Source organism: Planktothrix sp. PLAVEN19ND (genome assembly GCF_057220675.1).
In genome coordinates this window covers 2,580,211-2,599,805 of record NZ_CM170132.1, presented here as the reverse complement: position 1 = coordinate 2,599,805, position 19,595 = coordinate 2,580,211, and the positions used below count along the sequence as shown (strand labels likewise).

Here is a 19,595-nt window from a genome sequence, read left to right as displayed (position 1 = left end):
AATTATGGAAGTTTTGTTTAGAGAATGTAATCCTTTTGATATTTGGATTTGGCTACAATTTCAAACCGTCCCTTCCCGCAGTGAACGGGATTATATTGAGGAAGTATTTGATTCCTGGTTTTTATTAGGAAAAATGGGAGGATTTAACGCCGAAAATCTACAGGTTCAGGACACGGGAATTGACCTAAATTATATGACCTATGATGATGCCATTGTGGATAATAGTATGATGGCACTGATGCACAATATGGGGGAAATAGAATATCAAGGTATCTGGGCGCGTTGTTGGTTTGATTTGGGAACCAGTGATGCTTTTGCCCTTGATGTTTTAATTAACACCTTTCGTCAACTCAGCCAAGAATATGTCACCATTGAAAAAATTATTATTGGCGGTGAAAATGAAGATTGGCCAATTGAAAAAGACATTTATCAATCTAGTGTAGGCGATTATAATTAATCCTAGGGGCGCGCTCAGTCGCGTCTCGATATTTTCCTGCTTTTATCTTATGTCTAAATCCAGTAAAATTCGAGTTTTAGCATTAGGATTAATTCAAAATAGCGATCGCATTTTTGTTTCCCAAGGCTATGATACCAGTAAACAACAAACTTTCTATCGAGCTTTAGGAGGAGGAATTGATTTTGGAGAATCAAGTCTGGATGCCTTAAAGCGAGAATTTCAAGAAGAAATTCAAGCAGAATTAACCAATATCGATTATTTAGGCTGTTTGGAAAATATTTTTGTTTACGAGAATAACATCCAACATGAATTAATTCAACTATATAGATGTGATTTTGTTGATGTGAAATTATATGAACTAGAAGAACTGAAATTTATGGAAAAGAAACGCAAGAAAAAAGCGTTATGGGTTCCCATAGAACAGTTTAAATCAGGAGAATTAATTCTATTTCCTGAACAGTTTTTACAATATTGTTAGGAAAAATTAGCGCAAATTGACAAAATAATCAAACGATAGTAAACTTATATCAAAATCTAGGATCAGGGAAAGTGTTAATCTAAATAGGACGATAATCAAATATTTATGGTTATGACAGAAGATGCAGATTTTGAACTAAAAAACCGCGAAAAAGATCAGGAAATCAAGCGAAAGCAGAAGCGGATATCTTTTTGGGTAAAAGATATTACTGTATTTATAGTTGCTCTGGTTATAATTTTATTAATTGATTTTTACTCCTTTACCATTCTACAAAAAGGTACCACTTCTGAAGGTGAAATCAGATTTGCGATCGCGGCTCTTTCTTCTACCGTGATCGGACTTCTTAGCTACATGGTTGGTAGGGCTAGTAAGTAGGAACAGGGGATGACAGCCTGGGTGAACTAAGCTGCTACGCAGCTTATGAACTAAATGTCAAACTAATCTTTTTAGGGTCTCGATCAAAACTTCTTGATTGAAAGATGCCTTAGTAATATAAGCATTTGCCCCCGCTTCTGCACCTTTGCGCTTATCTTCATCGGAAGCTAGAGAAGTGACCAAAATAATCGGTAGTTCTCTATATTCATGATGCTGTCGAATTTTTTTGGCTAAACTTAACCCATCTAAATTAGGCATCTGAATATCAGAAACCACCGCATCAAAAGCACGAGTGCTCAGTTTATTAAACCCATCTAATCCATCCACCGCCGTCACCACTTCATAGCCAGCGGCTTCTAAAATTCGTTTTTCTTGGGTGCGAGTGGCGATCGAATCTTCGACTAATAAAATAACCGGTTTAACAGCAGAATGATTCTGAATAATTAGAGGAGATCGGACGATGGGGGAACTGATCACACCCGCTTGTTTGCGAATGGATTTAATTAAATCTTGAGGACTTAAAATAATACAGACTTCTCCCGTTCCTAAAATCGTGGCTCCCGCCACATTTCTGACCCGTTTTAATAGTTGGCTTTGAGGTTTTAAAACCACATCCTGCTCATCAATTAAAGCATCAACAAATAATCCTAATTTTTCTTCTCCCACTTTTAAAATAATGCAGGGTGAAGCAATATCCATCGTTGAAGAACTGGGATTTTTGTCAATAAAAGATGGGAAAATAGAAAAACGAGATTTGGATTCTTTAGAAACCGTAGGTTCCGCTTCAATCTGAGGGGGAATCCCACGAATTTCTAATAAATCAGCTAGTTGAGCTACGGAAATTGGTTGGTCTTCAAAAATAATCGTTTCTCGGCCTTCAATCGCAAAAATTTCATCAGCTAGAACCAGTCGCGTCATTTGGACAAATTCGACAGGAATGGCATAGGAAATTCCCTGAACCGATACAATTAAAACATGAGCAGTTGCTAAGGTAGTTCCCAATTGAATCCGAAATAAACACCCCTTTCCTGGGGAAGATTCAACTTGAATAATGCCTTTTAAATGTTCCACATTAGTTCGCACCACATCCATTCCTACTCCCCGTCCCGATACTTCGGTGACCACCGTTCGGGTGGTAAAACCTGGGGCAAAAATTAAACTATGGATTTGTTGTGGAGTCATTCCCAATAATTCTTCCTGTTGGCAAATTCCCCGTTTTAAAGCAGTTTGTTTGATTTTTTCAATATCTAATCCCCGACCATCATCACAAACTTCTAAGACAACGTGGGTCGCGGTTTGGTACCCCCGTAACTCGATTTTAGCGATCGCCGTTTTCCCTGAAGTTTGCCGTTCTTCTGGAGTTTCAATCCCATGATCAATCGCATTTCTTAAAATGTGCATCAACGGATCTTTCATTTCTTCTAAAATCCGTTTATCCGCACGGGTTTCTCCACCAGAAATCACTAATTCAATTTCTTTTCCTTGTTGCCGCGCTAAATCGCGTACCATGCGAGGAAACAAATTAAAAATAGTTGCTAGGGGTAATAAACGTAAGGTTCTGACCCCATCTTCAAGTTCATCACTAATAATATCTAAACGGGCAATATCTTCAGAAAAGGTATTTCTCAGTTGATTAATTAAAGATCCTAACTGTTCTAAACGTTCCGTACTACGATGATAATAATTCTGGAGTTGCCCGATTGTTCCCTTTTCGGAAATATGACGATTGAGGTTATTTTCTAGGTCATGAACTACAAACCGATTCACAAACGCATCTCGACTCCATTCTTCCCATAAACTCACCAGGTCTTCAATTTCATTTAACCGGTGGGCAATCCGAATTTTTGTTACTGTTAATTCTCCCGTTTGAGTCATTAACCCATCTAAATTACGCGTCGGGACTCGAATGGTTTCAATTTTATAAGCAGAGTCGCGACTGGCCGTCACCGGAGGCGTAGGATTCATCGCTTCAGCCACGGTCGCTACAGGAATAGGCGTTTCATCGGGAGCGGGGGGAGCGGAGGGAGCAGGGGGAGCAGGGGTGGCAGGGGGAGCAGGTTCGGGGGTTAGCGTCGGTATGGCTGAAATTGCATCCGTCGGTGTTTCGGGTTTAGCCCCCATCAAATAGGCTAAACTGTGAAAGGCATTAATCCCACAGGGTTCTCCGGTCACCGCCGCATCAACTAATTGACGGATCGCATCAATTCCATAGGAAATTCGATCCACTAAATCTACTGTGAGAGTCGTTTCTTGACGTTTTAACCCCCCTAATAGGTGTTCGATTTGATGGGATAAAGTGGCAACATCTTTGACCCCTAACATCCCCGCATCCCCTTTCAGGCTATGGGCTTCTCGCAATAATTCTTCTAGTTTAGCTGCATCATTGGGATTTTTTTCCAGATATAATAATCCTTCATCTAAATTCTGTAAATGTTCTTCACTAGCGGTTTTAAAAACTTCCCGCAGCTCATCGTCTTCGATCATCATAAGTGTTTGATCCTGTCAGTGTAATTCAATTTTGACTGATTAAACCAGAGTTTGCAGATTTTTGGCAGTTTCATTTAACTTTTGAACTCCCTGTTTGGTTTGGTTGATGCTGGTTGCCATTTCTGTTGAAACAAAATTTAAGTTACTCATGGCATCAACCACTTGTTCAACCGCAATCGATTGCTGTCTGGTATTCAGGGAAATTTGTTGTAAATTAATCGCAACATCATTAATCGCATGAACAATATCTTCAACGGATTTCGAGCCTTCCTCTGTCACCCTCACGGTTGAATTAGTCGCTATTTGAATATCGGTAACAATTGAACTAATTTTTTCGGCTGATTTGCGACTTTGATCGGCTAGTTTACGAATTTCAGATGCTATAACCCCAAATCCTTTACCATTTTCTCCGGCTCTAACAGCTTCTACAGAAGCATTTAAAGCCAACATATTAGTTTGACTTGCCAAATCCGTGACCGCATTGGTAATACTATAAATTTTTCCTAAATGTTCACTTAAACGCATAATTTGCTGTTGTAATTGTTCCATTTTTATTTTCAAACTGAAGTTATTACCCGTTTGAAAAGATGATTTTTGCTCACCACCCGCTAGGAGTAAAACTTGATTAGCTCCGGCGGAGGCCGTTGACGCTTGTTCGGCAGATTGGCGACTTGATGCCCCTAATTCATCCATACTAGCTGTGGTTTCATTCACTGAACTTGCCTGTTGAACAGTAACTCGTTCTTGAGATTCCATAATACTGACTAATTCTTGAGAGGCTTGCAAAATTTGAGAGGCTTCTTGATTAATCCGTTTGAAGATGAGGGTAATGAGTCCAATTCCCAAGAAAACCGAACAAAATACCGTTGCTCCGGTTCCGATCCAAACCGCATTCATCAGGTGATCTAAAGAATCATTTTGCCGTTGATGGTATACCTCTACTTGTTGAGTTTCTAAAGCGATAAATTTTTGAGTTTTCTCCAAAACCGTTGTTGATAGTTCCGTACCTTTTCCTTGCTTCCAAATCTCTAAGGCTTGGTCAACTTGATTATCATTAATTAATTTAAATAATGAGGAATAGTATTGTTCTAATTCATCTACCGATGCAGTTAAACTATCTAAATCTTGAATCACTTCAGGATTGGGAATGAGTCTTTTAACATCTACCAATGCTTTTTGATAAAGAGATTCAGCAGTTTTATACAACTTATGGGATTGAGGATTTTTAACTAAAATATATCCGCGGGCGGCAATCGTTAAGTCTTTCGTGGCTAAAGCCAAGTTATTAATCGCTTGCATGGCATCACCAGATGTTTGGACTTCTAGGGTGGTTTTACGAACTTTTTCAACATTGGAGGATACAACTCCAGCTACTAATATAGAGAGCAAAATTGGCATTAAATAACCGGCAATAATCCAGTACCTTAAACCCTTGAATTTTAACATATTCCGGTGCTATTGCTATATTAAACAATTGAGTTCAAATTTAACGCGACTTCATTCAATTTTTGCATTCCAATTTTAGCTTGGTTTAATCCATTAGCGGTTTCACCCACGCCCTGACTTAAAGCATTCATCGCGTCTAAAACCTGTCCAATGGCGATCGCTTGTTGCTTAACATTAAGGGAAATTTGCTGATTATTCAATACTACATTATTCACCGCTTCCGCAACCCCAGCAAAAGCATCTGCGGTTTCCCGGGTAAGTTCTGCATTAGATAAAACAGTTTTTGTCCCTTCCTCCGTTGCCATGACCGTTGAATTAATGGAAGTTAAAATATCAGCAACAAGGATATTAATTTTTAAGGCAGATTTTTTGCTTTCATCTGCTAGTTTTCGGATTTCAGTGGCAACAACCGCAAATCCTTTCCCATGTTCTCCGGCTCTAACCGCCTCTACAGCAGCATTCAGGGCTAACATATTGGTTTGATTTGCTAAATCACTCACCAATTCAGAAATATTCCCAATTTGATTAGTTTGTTCACTTAAACGGATAATTTGTTGGGCAATCGCTTCAACTTTTTGTTGCAGATTTTCCATCCCTTCTAAGGTACTATTAACTGCTTGTTTTCCTCCTTCTGTTAATCCTAAAACCTGTCTAGCTCCATAGGTCGCAGACTCCGCTTGTTCCGCCGTTGATTGAGAGGAAGAACTCAATTCATCCATCGTTGTTGTAGTTTCATGAACAGAACTTGCTTGTTGATTGGCGGTTCGTTCTTGTTCCGCGAGGGTAGCAGCAATTTCGGTGGAAGAAGTGGCGATAACTTGTGTGGCTTGATGAATAGTTCCACCAATATTAACCGAAATTAATAGGGCAATAACAATCACCGTAACCAAAATTAGCAAGGCTCCAAACACGAGCATTGTCAATAATCCTTCCAATGATTCTTTTGTTTTCGTTCTTTCCTGATTTAAAAGACTAGCTTCTGTTGTCGAAAATTCATCGCTAATTCGATCAAAATTGAGTACATATTGAGTTCCACCCCGAGCTTTTTCAATGGCTTCAGACAATTTTCCTTGATTGGCTAGGATAAAAGCTTGTTGTGCCATTTGATCATATTCATTCACTAAGTTATCAAGTTTTTGTAACCGTTGTTTTTGCTCTGGACGATAAACTAAGGATTCTAATGTTTTAGCCGCTTCTCGATAAAGGACTAAACCGGAATTATATTCCGCTACAAAATCTTGATTTTTTAGTGCTAAATATCCCCTTAAGCTGCGAACCATCCCCTGAGCACCACGTTCTATAACGTTGACTTTTAAAATTACCTCTTGAACCCTTTCCGCCTCTTTGAAAGTATTAGATACTTGACTAATATTGGTATAAACGAATGTGGTTAATCCCATAAATAAAAACACTGGGATACTATACCCTAACAACAACTTTTCTCTTAATTTCAAATTGTTAAACATATAATTTTTTTTTGATGGTTGATGGTTGACTATAAAATTCATCAAATCTATCTTATCCGGGATTAAACCTCTTGATCAACAAATAATTCTCCTTGAGTCATAATTTTTGCCACATTCAGAATGCTGATCATTTTGTCTTGATAAAAAGCTGTCCCTTGTAGGTATTCATCCTGTTTGAGATGAACTGCCGTGGGAATGGTTTTAATCTCGGATTCTTTTAAGTATATGACATCAAAAATTCCTTCTACTATAATTCCAGCCACAATATCATTAATTTTAACAATCATAGCCTTGGATAATACCTGAGAGGTTTGTAAAGGCAAATTCACGAGACCCCGAATATTCACTAAGGTTAATATTTCCCCGCGTAAATTCATATTTCCCACAATATGGGGGGGAGTACAAGGAATCGGTGTAATATGATGAATATCTGTAAACTCTCGGATAATCTCTAGGTTAACCCCAAAATATTCTCCATTTAAACTGATCACTGCTAAAGGAACTAACCCAGCAAAATCTTGGTCGTCAATAGGATGCCTTAAATTTTTAGCCCGCTCTTGAAAAATCTGACGTTCTTCTGGGGTCGCATCGGTCGAAAAAATATAGTTTTGTAGTTTTCTAAAATTATTTTTTCTTGAGGATTCTCCATGGATAGGAGATTGGTTTCCTTCGGGATTGATTTTCTCTAAATTAAAATCTGGGAGAGAGTGACTAATATATTGAATCAGGGTTTCTGGATTTAAAACCATGACCAAATGCTCATCGACTTGAGCCACTCCTTGAAGATAATAAGAGGGGTGAATCTGATCAAATTCCTGTTGAAAATTATAGGCTAATTCAGTTTTAATTTCATCGTTAGCAATCATCTTGACTTCAGAAACTTGGGTGACAATAATCCCTAATCTAATATTATTAAATTTTAAAATGATCACGCTATCAGATAAAGCATAATTCGGTTCAGGATAACCTAATCGAATGGTTAAATCAATCACGGGAAGTAACTCTCCACGCAAATTAATTAAACCCACTAAATCAGCAGGAGCGGCGGGAATTGGAGTTAATTCCGGTAGGAAAAAAATTTCTTCAACCACGGAAGCCATGATCGCATAACACATTGACTTCAGTGCAAAAATTAAATAAGCCATAATCAGTGATTAGTAAATAGTTATCAGATTAGTACATAGTTATCAGTAAATAGCCAACAGTCAACGGTCAATAGCCAAATGTTTATTTTCTAAAAAAACAATTAAATCTTGAGCCGTAACTCCGTCTAAATGTTCAATCCCCATGGTCGGAGGTAAGGATTTGAGGAGAGCTAAAGCGTTACTATACATTTTAGCTGCTCGGGTATGATCTGCTTCCCGTTCATAAATTGATGCGAGTTCCAGATAGGCTGGAATTGAGGAGGGAAGCAGATAAATAATTCGTTTGGACAATAACTTTGCTCCGACTAAATCCTCCTGTTCCTGAGCTATATGTAAGAGTAAATAATAGGGTAATATAGATAAAGAATCTATTTCAATAGCTTTTTTGCAGTAGGATATGGCTTGTTCATATTGTCCTAAATTCGCCCAGGATTGTGCTAATAAATAATAGGCATCAAATTTAGTTTTGGATTTTAGGTGATGATTTTTTTCTTGTTCTCCAATTGTGAAGTTCCGATTTTTTAAAGCGTATTCAGGAGTTTGAATAAATTGTTCAGCCTTTTGAATAGCAGCCGGATACTGTTTGTTTTTGAAATATATTTTTGCTTCTTCTAAGCTTTTTTGGGGTAAATTGAAAATTTCAGATGGATGATTCTCGCCCTGGCTGGTTTTGGGGTATGGCTCCTGATATTTCCGAGAAGAATATAATAGATTATTCCAGCGATTATCCACATCAATAATTAATCTGGGGGGAATAGTCAAGGGTTCTTTAAATAAATCAATAGGTCGTTGATAAATCATGGATTCAGGATAAATTTTGGCTTGAAATTTTTCAATATTTTCTGTGCCTTGTAATTCAGCGTGTCCTGTAATTAAATAACCTCCTGGTTTTAAAACATTAAAAAACTTAGAAATTACTTGATTAATATATTCTTTTTCAAAATAAACAAAAACATTCCGACAAATAATTAAATCCACATCTTGAATCGGGGTATAATTAGGATAACAATAGGAATCTTTAACTAAATTCAAATTAAAAAATTGAACAGAACTTTGAGTCAACGAATTAATTTTCCAATTTTCTCCTTGTCGCATAAAATATCGATTTTTGAGTGCTGAGTCCACCAGGCGAAAAGACCAAGCTGTATATAAGCCTTGACTGGCTTTTGTTAAGGCCTGTTCATTCACATCAGTCCCTAGAATCTGAAGATTCCAACTTCCCCAGTCTGGAATCAACTGTTGAAGCAAAATAGACAGGGTGTAGGGTTCTTCTCCTGTCGAACAACCGGCACTCCACAGGGTTAAACTTTTTGTGTCTTGCCGCAATTTAATTAACTCTGGTAAAACGACAGTTCGCAAGAGATTAACTTGACCTTGATCTCTAAAAAAATAACTTTCAATTGTTGTAATTAAAGGAATTAATTGTTTCCACTCCTCTCGACTCTGGGGGCTATCGTTACTTAATAACTTTAAGTAAACTTGAGGGTTTGGTAATTTTAAAAATTTAACTCTGATCTTGATTTTTTCAGCCAGTATACCGTAGTCCTGCAAACGAATAAATAACCCGGTTTGACTTGTAATAAGATTAATAAAAAGTTTGATTAATTCAGGTTCCATACAATAATCAGTTATCAGTTAACAGTCATCAGTTATCAGTCATCAGTTATCATTTTAAGAGTTATCATTTTAAGAGTTATTAGTTAATTAACTGTTAACTGATGACTAATAACTTTTAACTGTTAACTGATGACTAATAACTCTTAACTGATAACTGATGACTGACTTAGGCTGGATAAATTCTTAAACGACGGTTGGGTTCCTCCCCAAAACTATTAGATTTCAACCGATAATGTTCCACCAATTCATGCTGCATTTTTCTGACTTGGGGAGACCGAGGCAGTAATTCTACCGGTTGTCCTTTGGGAATCACAATTTGTTCCACCGCCAAACGGGCTTCTTCTAAGGCTTCAATTTCATCGGAAGAACCACTCGCCGCAAACAAATTCAAATCCGCAATTTCTGGGGTACTGGGATCTTCCATTTGTAACAGACGTCGCAGGGCTCGGGCAATTTGATGGTTGTTCGGTGATTTTATCGTATGAATCGGAACTTGGCGAGTTTTAGCAACATGGCGGATTTTGGATTGATTTCTAATATGCGATCGCAACGCCAACACCACATCCGCACTATCAATATCCTTAGTCAAAATCACCGGTAAAGACAACATTTGGATGACTTGTTCAATTTGATGACGAGGAACCCCATAGGGATAAATATTTAACGGTGAACCCTCCCCTAATTTATTAATGAAGGTGAATTCTTCATCAGGATGTAAAGGAATCACCCCAGAAAAAGACTGTTCCAGGAGTTGTTCAAAATATTGAGATTCCGATGCCGGGTTTTCTACAGGCAAAGGCATCATTTTCCCTGAACCTCGCAACCCTCTAACACCAGGCATTGTAGCCACAGGTTCCCGGGATTTCATCGTTGAGCGTCCGGGGCTGGGAATGGGGTTGACGGGAGTATATCGTTCTTCAAAAACTTCGACTTCACCCTGATCATTCATAGTTCTGACCTGCAAGATCGGCTGCATTCCGCGTAACAGATGATCAATCGTAGTCGCCACGGATTCATGCACCACCCACCGTTGCTGTTCCAACATTTCCACCGCTACATCAAAGGTCGGAGGGGCTTTGCGTTCCAAGACCGTCTTTTGGGAACCCCGACGTCGAGCCTCCTCATCCCCTAGGGTCACCGCTTGAATTCCTCCAATCAAATCGGCAAGGGTGGGGTTTTTCATTAAATTCTCAATCCGGTTTCCGTGGGCCGTACCAATCAACTGTACCCCACGTTCGGCGATGGTTCGCGCCGCCAACGCCTCTAGTTCTGTCCCAATTTCATCAATCACGATCACCTCCGGCATATGGTTCTCCACCGCCTCAATCATGACTTGATGTTGCAGTTCAGGACGAGCCACCTGCATCCGACGCGCCCGCCCAATAGCTGGATGGGGAATATCTCCATCTCCAGCAATTTCGTTAGAGGTATCAATAATAACTACTCGTTTTTCCAGTTCATCTGCTAACACACGAGTAATTTCTCGCAATGCTGTGGTTTTTCCCACCCCTGGACGACCGAGCAAGAGAATAGATTGACCCGTTTCCACCAAATCTCGGATCATGCCAATCTTGCCAAAGACGGCTCGACCCACCCGACAGGTTAAACCAATCACCTTTCCCGTCCGGTTGCGAATCGCACTAATTCGATGTAAGGTTTGCTCAATTCCGGCTCGATTATCCCCGCTAAATTCCCCAATCTGCACAATACAATGTTCCAGATCGTCCAAGGAGACAGGTATAGCCGAGAGATATTCTGCTTTGGACGGAAAACGAGCCTCTGGAAGACGTCCCAAATCCATCACGATCTCAATCAGACTGTCGCGTTGTGGATGCCGTTGCAAATTCTGCCGAATCTCATCAGGAACAATGGAGAGTAATTTGTTCAGGTCGTCTGTAATTTGCATACTCTTATCAGTTATCAGTAAACAGTTATCAGTTATCAGTGATGAATCAGTCATATTTTGGTGGTTATATATGAGTCTTTTTATCAGCAAAACTTGTGATCGTATTCACTGATAACTGATCACTGATCACTGATAACTGATTTAATTTGGGAGACAAGGGTTGAGGCTTTACCAACCGCTTGCCACAGCAACTCAGGGTGAGCTTCCAGTACAGACACAGAATGTTGCATCTCTACTGGGGGAAATGGCTTGTCCTGACTTAAAGGCTGAAGTCTTTGGGTTTGGGTGTCCTGCCGATGAAAAGTACCCCTTTGAGGTTCGGTCGTGGATCGGGATTCTAACTGTTCTAAAAGGGGTGACAACAGGACACGGGCATAGCTACCATAGGCAACACCCGCCACCTGATGACCAGAATTAACTGACCGTAACTGTTTTCCACCGATGGTCTGAGTTTGTTGATCAGGATTTGGAAAAACGGAGTTAAGCACAGGATCATCGATAACTGTTGACGGTAAAAGCCCAAGGGATTTGAGCTTGGCTACAGTATAATCGTTTGTGCCACCCGCAAGCTGTACATATCCCGGTAAATTCGCCGCCAAAATTTTTTGGCACAACTTCACACTCGCCCAGGTTGTCCCCGCCCCAATATCGCCACTCATGGGTCGGCCATCGGTTTGCCAGATTAAGGGACAATTCAGGGGTAGGATCATTTCAGATAAGGTTTTCAGATAGTTCACGACCCCCTCCCCATCAGGGCAGCTAATTGCTACCAGTTTGAGTTTTTCTAAATAGGGTTGGATACTATTCCAGAGTCGTTGAAAATCTTTTTCCCGTCCCACTTGAGTATGAATTTCTAAGGCATCTATCCCGGCTTGTAATACCAGGGGTGCAATTTCATCTGGGCGAAAAACATAAGACCGAGCATCAATCAAATCCACTGGACAGATGGAAATACAGCGTCCGCAGCCATAACACAGTTCATCGATGACACCGGATTTTAGGGGGGAAAATGCGATCGCTCCCGTAGGACAAACCGTTTCACAAGGTCGCCAACAACTTTCAGGACAAGCGGTAGCCTCAAACTGTGCCTTCCGAAAATGCGGGTCTTCACCATCATTCAAGCTGACCATTAACCATGGGCGATAGCGATAGCCAAATCCCAGGTTTTGAGCCTGTACACCCAAAAATTCAGCCCGGTTTAAAGCCTCCTGAGCTACTGTAATCACCGCCGGGTCAGCCGCCACATCGATACAGTCGGCCCCAGCTAAGGTGTAGGCTAAGGTTAAATTTCGGATGGCAGGCAAATGTTGATAACTGGCCCCGCAAATGAGTTTGAACCAGTTACCCCGTTGTAAAGCTGTTAAAGGGGAATTATAAGTGTTCACACTTTCTATGGTGACACAAGAATAGGCGTTTTAGCATCTTCGCGCCGAAGCCTCACGTCTGACCCGATAGGGCAGTGTGAGATGAATTGCGGTTAGGGACTACTGGGTTGAGGATGATTTTGGTTTTCAATATATTTCCTTAAAGATTTTGCCATTGTTCATGATGGAGAAAAATTTAATAAATATTTTAATCCTAAATATATTTATTGATTAATCACGGTGTTTTTGTTAGAAAAATAAGTTGGGTGTTCACCCAACTTATTTAGCTTAAAATCAACCCCCAAATTAATCACAGTGTTCAAGCCGCAACATTTACATCCTTGAGCGGCGTCCACTGCACCGCCCGCGCTCCACCCATTTCTACCACTAACTTGACCCGGGGTTCTTGTTGGGGTAACTGAGTCAAAAACGTAATCTCTTGACTCGACAAAATATGACCTTCAATCATCCACAGGACTAAACCTTTCGATTTAGGTGGCAGTTGCTCTAACTGGGTATTTAAAATCGGGGGGATATAATAAACATCCCCAACAGCCGCTTCATTCCCACTACTTTTTTTCCCTAAATGGGCAGGACGAACCCCATGCACCCCGGTTAAATAAGCCGCTAAATCTCCTAAACCCCTGGCGGTTAGGCTATAGGTCGTATATCCATGGGCGCGTAACCGACGACGATACCGTCCTTCAAACCCACCTTCGAGGGGAACATACATTCCTAAAGCCTTGTATGTTTCTAAATCTCTAATCAGCTTGCTTCCTGTTGTAATCAATGCCATAACTTAGTGATTAACCTCTTAACTGCATCTTGCTGAATCTTCGCTTGAGATATTTTGACACAATTGCGATCAGAATCCGTATTGGTTATTGACAGTTTGTTAAAATTACCCTACAATTAAAAATTGTCGCTAATCGGTCAAATACTGTGAGCTTCTAAAATACTAAATTTCAGAGGCTGTGAGGACATCACGTTAACGGTGTTCACCCCAAAGAAGTTAGTGATTAGGAGTAGAGCAGTTAAGCCGAATCCGTAAGGAAACAGCAACCGACTGAGTCTTAAATTCTAAACGAATTCGGCGCGAGCCAAGGAATCTGCAAGGGGTTTGAGATATATCAGCAAAGGATACTGAGTAGCTTGCTGCTCAAGTCCGGGCGACATAAGTGCAGTATTGAGGGCAATCCTCAATTTGCCAACAGCTTAGAACTTGTTAATAGCCTGAAACTGTTCTAAACTCTCCAGGGTTTATCCCCCTTAAACGGTGGGATAGGGTTTTGGTGTGTTTAAACATCTACAAGCCATTTTAGCAAATGTCTTGTTCATCTGTTACAAGCGGATTCTTCCTTAAAGTCGATCCGAATTTTATTGTAATACTTAGAAAAGAGAGGCTAGTTTAAGTGTCTGTAGGTATCCTCGGCACAAAGGTTGGCATGACCCAAATCTTTGAAGTGGAAAGCGGGAAAGCAATTCCTGTCACCGTCATTCAAGCCGGGCCTTGCATTGTGACCCAGATTAAGACCAAACAAACCGACGGCTACACAGCTATCCAACTGGGATACGGTGAAGTTCCTGATAACAAACGCAAGCTTAATACAAAAAAAACTCCCGACAAAGAGGTCAATAAGTATCTCAGCAATGCGGAACAAGGACATTTAGCCAAATCCGGCGGCACCTGTGTACGTCACCTGAAAGAATACCGGGTGAGCGAACCCGAATCTTTTGAATTAGGCCAACAACTCAAAGCTGATATTTTCACCCCGGGACAACTGGTGGATGTCAGTGGAACCAGTATGGGTCGTGGCTTCTCCGGTTATCAAAAACGGCATAACTTCAAACGGGGCCCCATGGCCCACGGTTCTAAAAACCATCGTCAACCCGGTTCGATCGGCCCAGGAACCACTCCTGGCCGTGTTTATCCTGGAAAACGCATGGCCGGACAGTATGGAGCCAGCCAAGTGACCACACGCAAATTAATCGTTGTGCGTATCGATCCTGAACGTAACCTCCTGTTAGTCAAAGGAGCGGTTCCTGGCAAGCCCGGTGGTTTGTTGAGCATCGCCCCCGCTAATATCGTCGGTGGTAAGTAGTCAAGGAGATAACTATGGTTGATTGTGTAGTCCGAAATTGGCAGGGTGAAAGCGTTGGAGAAGCGACCCTTGATCTGAAAGTCGCATCTCCCGAAAATGCCAGTCATATTGTTCATAGAGCCGTAGTCCGGCAACTAGCCAATGCTCGTCAAGGCACAGCCTGCACCAAAACCCGGGCGGAAGTTCGGGGGGGCGGTCGTAAACCCTGGCGTCAAAAAGGCACAGGTCGCGCTAGAGCCGGTTCTATTCGTTCTCCCCTATGGCGAGGGGGCGGGGTGATCTTTGGGCCCAAACCCAGAGACTATTCCCAGAAGATGAATCGCAAAGAAAGACAGTTAGCCCTACGCACCGCCTTTCAAAGCCGGGCTGAGGATCTGATTGTGGTGGAAGACTTTGCGGATCAGTTTTCTCGGCCGAAAACCAAAGACCTAGTATCGGCGATGACCCGTTGGGGCATTGAACCCGACTCAAAAGTCCTCTTGGTACTGTCAGAGAAACAACCGAATATTTATCTGTCCGGTCGTAACATTCCCAGATTGAGAATGTGCTTGTCCGATAGCTTAAACGTTTATGACGTCCTAGCTGCTGACAGAATTGTAACAACCGCTGCTGCCCTAGCCAAAATTCAGGAGGTTTACGGAGATGCAACATGATCCCGGCGATCTGATTGATTTGGTGAAGCGTCCGATTGTGACCGAAAAAGCCACGAGGTTAATGGAAATCAATCAGTTCACCTTTGATGTTGATCGGCACGCAACTAAGCCGATGATCAAACAAGCCATTGAACTGTTATTCCCCGTGAAAGTCAAAGCCGTTAATACCCATATTCCGCCTCGTAAACGTCGTCGGGTCGGTAAATTTGTGGGCTTTAAAACAGGTTACAAACGGGCAATTATTACCCTAGAGGATGGGGAGCCTCTGCGGAAAGTATTGTTCCCTGGGGTGTAGAGTCAGTTGTTGGTCATCAGTAAACAGTAAATATTGTAAGAATTAAACATTAAATCTTGCATTTTTTCTTGACTGATAACTGATAACTGATAACTGATTACTGATTAGTAAGGATTAGATAATGGGAATTCGTTCATACCGACCCTATACTCCCGGTACTCGCCAACATACTGTTTCTGATTTTGCAGAAATTACCCGTTCTGAACCGGAACGTTCTTTAACCACTTCCAAACACCGGGATAAGGGAAGAAACAACCGGGGCGTGATTACCTGCCGTCATCGGGGTGGCGGACACAAAAAGCTGTATCGAATCGTTGATTTTCGTCGCGATAAGCACGAAATCCTCGCTAAAGTCGCTGAGATTGAGTACGATCCCAACCGGAATGCCCGGATTGCCCTGGTGTATTACACCGATGGCGAAAAGCGTTACATCCTGCATCCGTTAGGACTCAAAGTCGGAACCATGATTGTTTCTGGCCCAGAAGCTCCGATCGAGATCGGGAATGCCCTGCCCTTATCGAAAATTCCGTTAGGGACAGACGTGCATAACGTCGAATTGATTCCCGGTAAAGGGGGACAAATCGTTCGAGCCGCAGGTACTACAGCCCAAGTCCTGGCGAAAGAAGGGGACTATGTGACCCTGAAATTACCTTCAGGCGAACAACGCAAAATCCCAGCTAAATCCTACGCCACCATTGGACAGGTGGGTAATATTGATGCTCGGAACATCAGTATCGGGAAAGCAGGTCGTAAGCGTTGGAAAGGTCGTCGTCCTGAAGTTCGCGGTAGTGTCATGAACCCGGTGGATCACCCCCATGGTGGTGGTGAAGGACGCGCTCCTATCGGTCGTTCTGGCCCCGTTACTCCTTGGGGTAAACCCGCCCTAGGCGCGAAGACTCGGAACAAGAAAAAACGCAGTACCGCTTTGATTGTTCGTCGTCGTCGGAAGTCCTCGAAACGGGGTAAAGGTGGACGGCAAACTTAATCGGGTTGGCCGTTGACGGTTCATTCGGTCAACAGTCAACACTGCAACACCTTGACACCTTAACGGTTAATAAATTAACTATGTCTCGTTCACTTAAAAAAGGCCCCTTTGTGGCTGATCATCTTCTGAGCAAAGTTGAAAAACTCAATGCTAAAGGAGAAAAACAGGTAATTAAAACCTGGTCAAGAGCATCAACGATTATTCCTCAAATGGTGGGTCATACGATCGCCGTCCACAACGGCAGACAACACGTTCCTGTGTTTCTGACGGAACAAATGGTGGGTCACAAATTGGGAGAATTCGCTCCAACTCGTACCTTCCGAGGTCACGCTAAAAGTGACAAAAAAGCCCGCCGTTAACAGTAAACAGTAAACAGTAAATATTTTATTCACTGATAACTGATGAAGACGCGCTAATAGCCCACGGGCATCGCTGGCTATGAAGCACGTCCGATGAACTGATAACTGATAACTGATAATGCGGATACGTGAACTATGGCTATAGATACTAGCGCCGAGGTGAAGGCGATCGCTCGTTACATTCGGATGTCACCTCATAAAGTCAGACGAGTCTTGGATCAGATTCGAGGACGATCCTACCGGGAAGCTTTGATTATTTTGGAATTCATGCCTTATCGGTCTTGTGAGCCAATTCTCAAAGTTTTACGCTCTGCGGTTGCCAACGCAGAACACAATTCTGGTTTAGATCCAGCCAGTTTAGTGATTTCCCAGGCTTACGCGGATCAAGGGCCAACCATTAAACGGTTTAGACCTCGCGCCCAGGGTCGTGCCTACCAAATTAGAAAGCCGACTTGTCATATTGTGGTTGCCGTCGCTCCAGCCACGGAGTAGGGAATTGCAATCAGCAGCAAGTGCGAGTGGGACATTCTAACTCTTTTCTAAAAAAGAATTGAAACATGGGACAAAAAATTAATCCTATTGGGTTCCGGTTAGGAATTACCCAAGAACATCGATCTCGTTGGTTTGCGGATTCCAAACAGTATCCTGAACTGTTACAGGAAGACCATACGATTCGGGAGTATGTTCGCAAGGAATTGAGTAATGCCGGAATTTCTAAAATCCGAATTGAACGCAAAGCCGATCAAGTTGACTTAGAAATTCATACCGCCAGACCGGGTGTGGTGGTGGGTCGTGGGGGAGCAGGAATTGAAACCCTGCGTCTGGGTCTCCAGAAAAAACTCGGCAATAATCGCCAAATTCGGATCAACGTGGTGGAAGTTGCCAAGGTTGATGCGGATGCTACCTTAATTGCCGAGTATATCGCCCAACAACTGGAAAAACGGGTTTCCTTCCGTCGAGTCGTGCGTCAAGCCATTACCCGGGCACAGAAAGCCGGAATTGAAGGAATCAAAATTCAAGTCAGCGGTCGGTTGAACGGAGCAGAAATCGCTCGAACTGAATGGACTCGCGAAGGGAGAGTACCTTTACATACCCTACGGGCTGATATTGACTACGCTTACTGCACAGCGTTGACTATTTACGGCATTCTCGGCGTTAAAGTTTGGGTCTTTAAGGGCGAAATTATCCCAGGACAAGAGGAATTAGCGAATTCTCCGACCAATCAACCCCGTCGGAATCGGCAACCTCGTCGTCAAAAATATGACGACCGTTCTAACGAAGGATAAAAGGATTGTTGTCTGTTATCTATTTACTGATAACTGATAATGCGGATACGTTATTACTGATTATCGGATTCGATCATGTTAAGTCCAAGAAGAACAAAATTCCGCAAACAACAGCGTGGCCGCATGAGAGGTCAAGCGACCCGCGGTAATGATCTAAATTTCGGTGATTTCGCACTGCAAGCTTTAGAACCCTGTTGGATTACCTCTCGCCAAATCGAAGCAGCCCGTCGAGCCATGACTCGCTATATTCGTCGGGGTGGAAAGATTTGGATTCGGATTTTCCCTGATAAACCCGTGACCATGAGAGCCGCAGAAACCCGGATGGGTTCTGGTAAAGGTGCTCCTGAGTATTGGGTGGCTGTGGTTAAACCCGGTCGCGTATTATTTGAAATTGCCGGAGTTACCGAAGAAATTGCCCGAGAAGCAATGCGGTTAGCGGCATTTAAATTACCGATCAAAACCAAATTTATTGCCCGCCCCGTGGACGAAGAAGCTCAATAAAGGTGCTGTTAACCATTAACCGTTAACGGCTAACTGTCAATCACACACCGACTCTGTTATGTCTTTTCCTAAAATCGAAGAAGCAAGACAGTTAAATGATGAAGAACTGTCTGAGCAAATCTTAGACATCAAAAAACAATTGGCTAACCTGCGATTACTCAAAGCAACCGGGCGTTTAGAAAAACCCCACGAGTTCAAGCATACGCGCCATCGTTTAGCCCAATTAAAAACGGTGGAACGGGAACGCCAAATCAGTAATCAGTTATCAGTAATTAGTGATCAGTGAAAAGTTAATCGTTATCAACTCTGGGAACAGAACTGATAACTAAAAACCAAAAACCAAAAACTGATAACTGATGATTGATGACTGGTGACTGATAACTGATTTTGGAGAGATTTGCACTATGGCAGTAAAAGAAAAAGTTGGCTTGGTCGTGAGTAACAAAATGGATAAAACGGTGGTTGTAACGGTAGAAAACCGTTCTCCCCATCCTAAATACGGCAAAATTGTTGTCAAAACGAAACGATATAAAGCCCACGACGAAAACAACCAATGTCAAGAAGGGGATAGAGTTCGTATTTCTGAAACTCGCCCTTTAAGCAAAACAAAGCGCTGGAATGTGGTCGAAATTCTAGGCGGTAATGACAAAACCAATCTGTAGGGATTTGGGTA

The 19,595-nt window shown here is 42.0% G+C and carries 21 protein-coding genes; 13 read left to right on the top strand and 8 right to left on the bottom strand.

What is annotated here, in order from left to right:
- Positions 1-4: 4 nt before the first annotated feature.
- The 3 genes from AC2D3N_RS11310 to AC2D3N_RS11300 all read left to right on the top strand — a co-directional run bounded on the left by AC2D3N_RS11310 (position 5) and on the right by AC2D3N_RS11300 (position 1,310).
- A complete protein-coding gene (locus AC2D3N_RS11310; RefSeq protein ID WP_079677685.1) occupies positions 5-457 on the top strand; it encodes a DUF3531 family protein in 453 nt (150 codons plus the stop codon).
- 49 nt (positions 458-506) lie between these two features.
- A complete protein-coding gene (locus AC2D3N_RS11305; RefSeq protein ID WP_484693634.1) occupies positions 507-935 on the top strand; it encodes an NUDIX hydrolase in 429 nt (142 codons plus the stop codon).
- 111 nt (positions 936-1,046) lie between these two features.
- On the top strand, positions 1,047-1,310 hold the full coding sequence (locus AC2D3N_RS11300; protein ID WP_144017677.1) for a hypothetical protein: 264 nt from the start codon (positions 1,047-1,049) through the stop codon (positions 1,308-1,310).
- A 57-nt stretch (positions 1,311-1,367) separates the two neighbouring features.
- Here AC2D3N_RS11300 and AC2D3N_RS11295 read toward each other — a convergent pair whose 3' ends face one another.
- The 8 genes from AC2D3N_RS11295 to ndhN all read right to left on the bottom strand — a co-directional run bounded on the left by AC2D3N_RS11295 (position 1,368) and on the right by ndhN (position 13,537).
- Positions 1,368-3,794, bottom strand: a complete 2,427-nt coding sequence (locus AC2D3N_RS11295) for a hybrid sensor histidine kinase/response regulator (RefSeq protein WP_484693751.1) — start codon at positions 3,792-3,794, stop codon at positions 1,368-1,370.
- Positions 3,795-3,836: 42 nt separating this feature from the next.
- The gene (locus AC2D3N_RS11290) at positions 3,837-5,195 is read right to left on the bottom strand and encodes a methyl-accepting chemotaxis protein (RefSeq protein WP_234996622.1); all 1,359 of its coding nucleotides are present in this window, start codon (positions 5,193-5,195) and stop codon (positions 3,837-3,839) included.
- Positions 5,196-5,263: 68 nt separating this feature from the next.
- A complete protein-coding gene (locus AC2D3N_RS11285; RefSeq protein WP_079677977.1) occupies positions 5,264-6,709 on the bottom strand; it encodes a methyl-accepting chemotaxis protein in 1,446 nt (481 codons plus the stop codon).
- A gap of 62 nt (positions 6,710-6,771) precedes the next feature.
- Positions 6,772-7,854, bottom strand: a complete 1,083-nt coding sequence (locus AC2D3N_RS11280) for a chemotaxis protein CheW (RefSeq protein WP_079677681.1) — start codon at positions 7,852-7,854, stop codon at positions 6,772-6,774.
- Between the two features lie 60 nt (positions 7,855-7,914).
- Complete coding sequence (locus AC2D3N_RS11275; RefSeq protein WP_079677680.1) at positions 7,915-9,471, bottom strand: CheR family methyltransferase; 1,557 nt, start codon at positions 9,469-9,471, stop codon at positions 7,915-7,917.
- 166 nt (positions 9,472-9,637) lie between these two features.
- A complete protein-coding gene (locus AC2D3N_RS11270; protein ID WP_484693633.1) occupies positions 9,638-11,377 on the bottom strand; it encodes a R3H domain-containing nucleic acid-binding protein in 1,740 nt (579 codons plus the stop codon).
- Positions 11,378-11,496: 119 nt separating this feature from the next.
- Positions 11,497-12,762 (bottom strand): circadian clock protein LdpA, encoded by a 1,266-nt coding sequence (ldpA, locus tag AC2D3N_RS11265; protein WP_484693632.1) that lies wholly within the window; start codon positions 12,760-12,762, stop codon positions 11,497-11,499.
- Between the two features lie 298 nt (positions 12,763-13,060).
- Positions 13,061-13,537: an NAD(P)H-quinone oxidoreductase subunit N gene (gene ndhN, locus AC2D3N_RS11260; RefSeq protein WP_079677677.1), complete on the bottom strand. Its 477-nt coding sequence runs from the start codon at positions 13,535-13,537 to the stop codon at positions 13,061-13,063.
- A 616-nt stretch (positions 13,538-14,153) separates the two neighbouring features.
- On the opposite strand from ndhN, the gene rplC reads away from it, so the two are divergent.
- From rplC to rpsQ, 10 genes are all read left to right on the top strand, one after another.
- A complete protein-coding gene (rplC, locus tag AC2D3N_RS11255; protein ID WP_079677676.1) occupies positions 14,154-14,843 on the top strand; it encodes a 50S ribosomal protein L3 in 690 nt (229 codons plus the stop codon).
- Between the two features lie 14 nt (positions 14,844-14,857).
- Positions 14,858-15,496, top strand: a complete 639-nt coding sequence (gene rplD, locus AC2D3N_RS11250; RefSeq protein ID WP_079677675.1) for a 50S ribosomal protein L4 — start codon at positions 14,858-14,860, stop codon at positions 15,494-15,496.
- A complete protein-coding gene (locus tag AC2D3N_RS11245) occupies positions 15,486-15,791 on the top strand; it encodes a 50S ribosomal protein L23 (RefSeq protein WP_026786903.1) in 306 nt (101 codons plus the stop codon). The genes rplD and AC2D3N_RS11245 overlap by 11 nt, the downstream gene beginning before the upstream one ends.
- 121 nt (positions 15,792-15,912) lie before the next feature.
- Positions 15,913-16,776 (top strand): 50S ribosomal protein L2, encoded by an 864-nt coding sequence (rplB, locus tag AC2D3N_RS11240; RefSeq protein ID WP_278973572.1) that lies wholly within the window; start codon positions 15,913-15,915, stop codon positions 16,774-16,776.
- 80 nt (positions 16,777-16,856) lie between these two features.
- Positions 16,857-17,135: a 30S ribosomal protein S19 gene (gene rpsS, locus AC2D3N_RS11235; protein ID WP_026786901.1), complete on the top strand. Its 279-nt coding sequence runs from the start codon at positions 16,857-16,859 to the stop codon at positions 17,133-17,135.
- Between the two features lie 135 nt (positions 17,136-17,270).
- Positions 17,271-17,627, top strand: coding sequence for a 50S ribosomal protein L22 (rplV, locus tag AC2D3N_RS11230; RefSeq protein ID WP_026786900.1), 357 nt, complete (start codon positions 17,271-17,273; stop codon positions 17,625-17,627).
- Positions 17,628-17,692: 65 nt separating this feature from the next.
- Entirely contained in the window at positions 17,693-18,421 is a 729-nt protein-coding gene (gene rpsC / locus AC2D3N_RS11225; RefSeq protein WP_079677673.1) for a 30S ribosomal protein S3, read from the top strand.
- A gap of 75 nt (positions 18,422-18,496) precedes the next feature.
- A complete protein-coding gene (gene rplP / locus AC2D3N_RS11220) occupies positions 18,497-18,922 on the top strand; it encodes a 50S ribosomal protein L16 (RefSeq protein ID WP_026786898.1) in 426 nt (141 codons plus the stop codon).
- Between the two features lie 58 nt (positions 18,923-18,980).
- Entirely contained in the window at positions 18,981-19,208 is a 228-nt protein-coding gene (rpmC, locus tag AC2D3N_RS11215) for a 50S ribosomal protein L29 (RefSeq protein ID WP_079677672.1), read from the top strand.
- 118 nt (positions 19,209-19,326) lie between these two features.
- The gene (gene rpsQ / locus AC2D3N_RS11210) at positions 19,327-19,584 is read left to right on the top strand and encodes a 30S ribosomal protein S17 (protein WP_079677671.1); all 258 of its coding nucleotides are present in this window, start codon (positions 19,327-19,329) and stop codon (positions 19,582-19,584) included.
- The last annotated feature ends 11 nt before the right edge of the window (positions 19,585-19,595 follow it).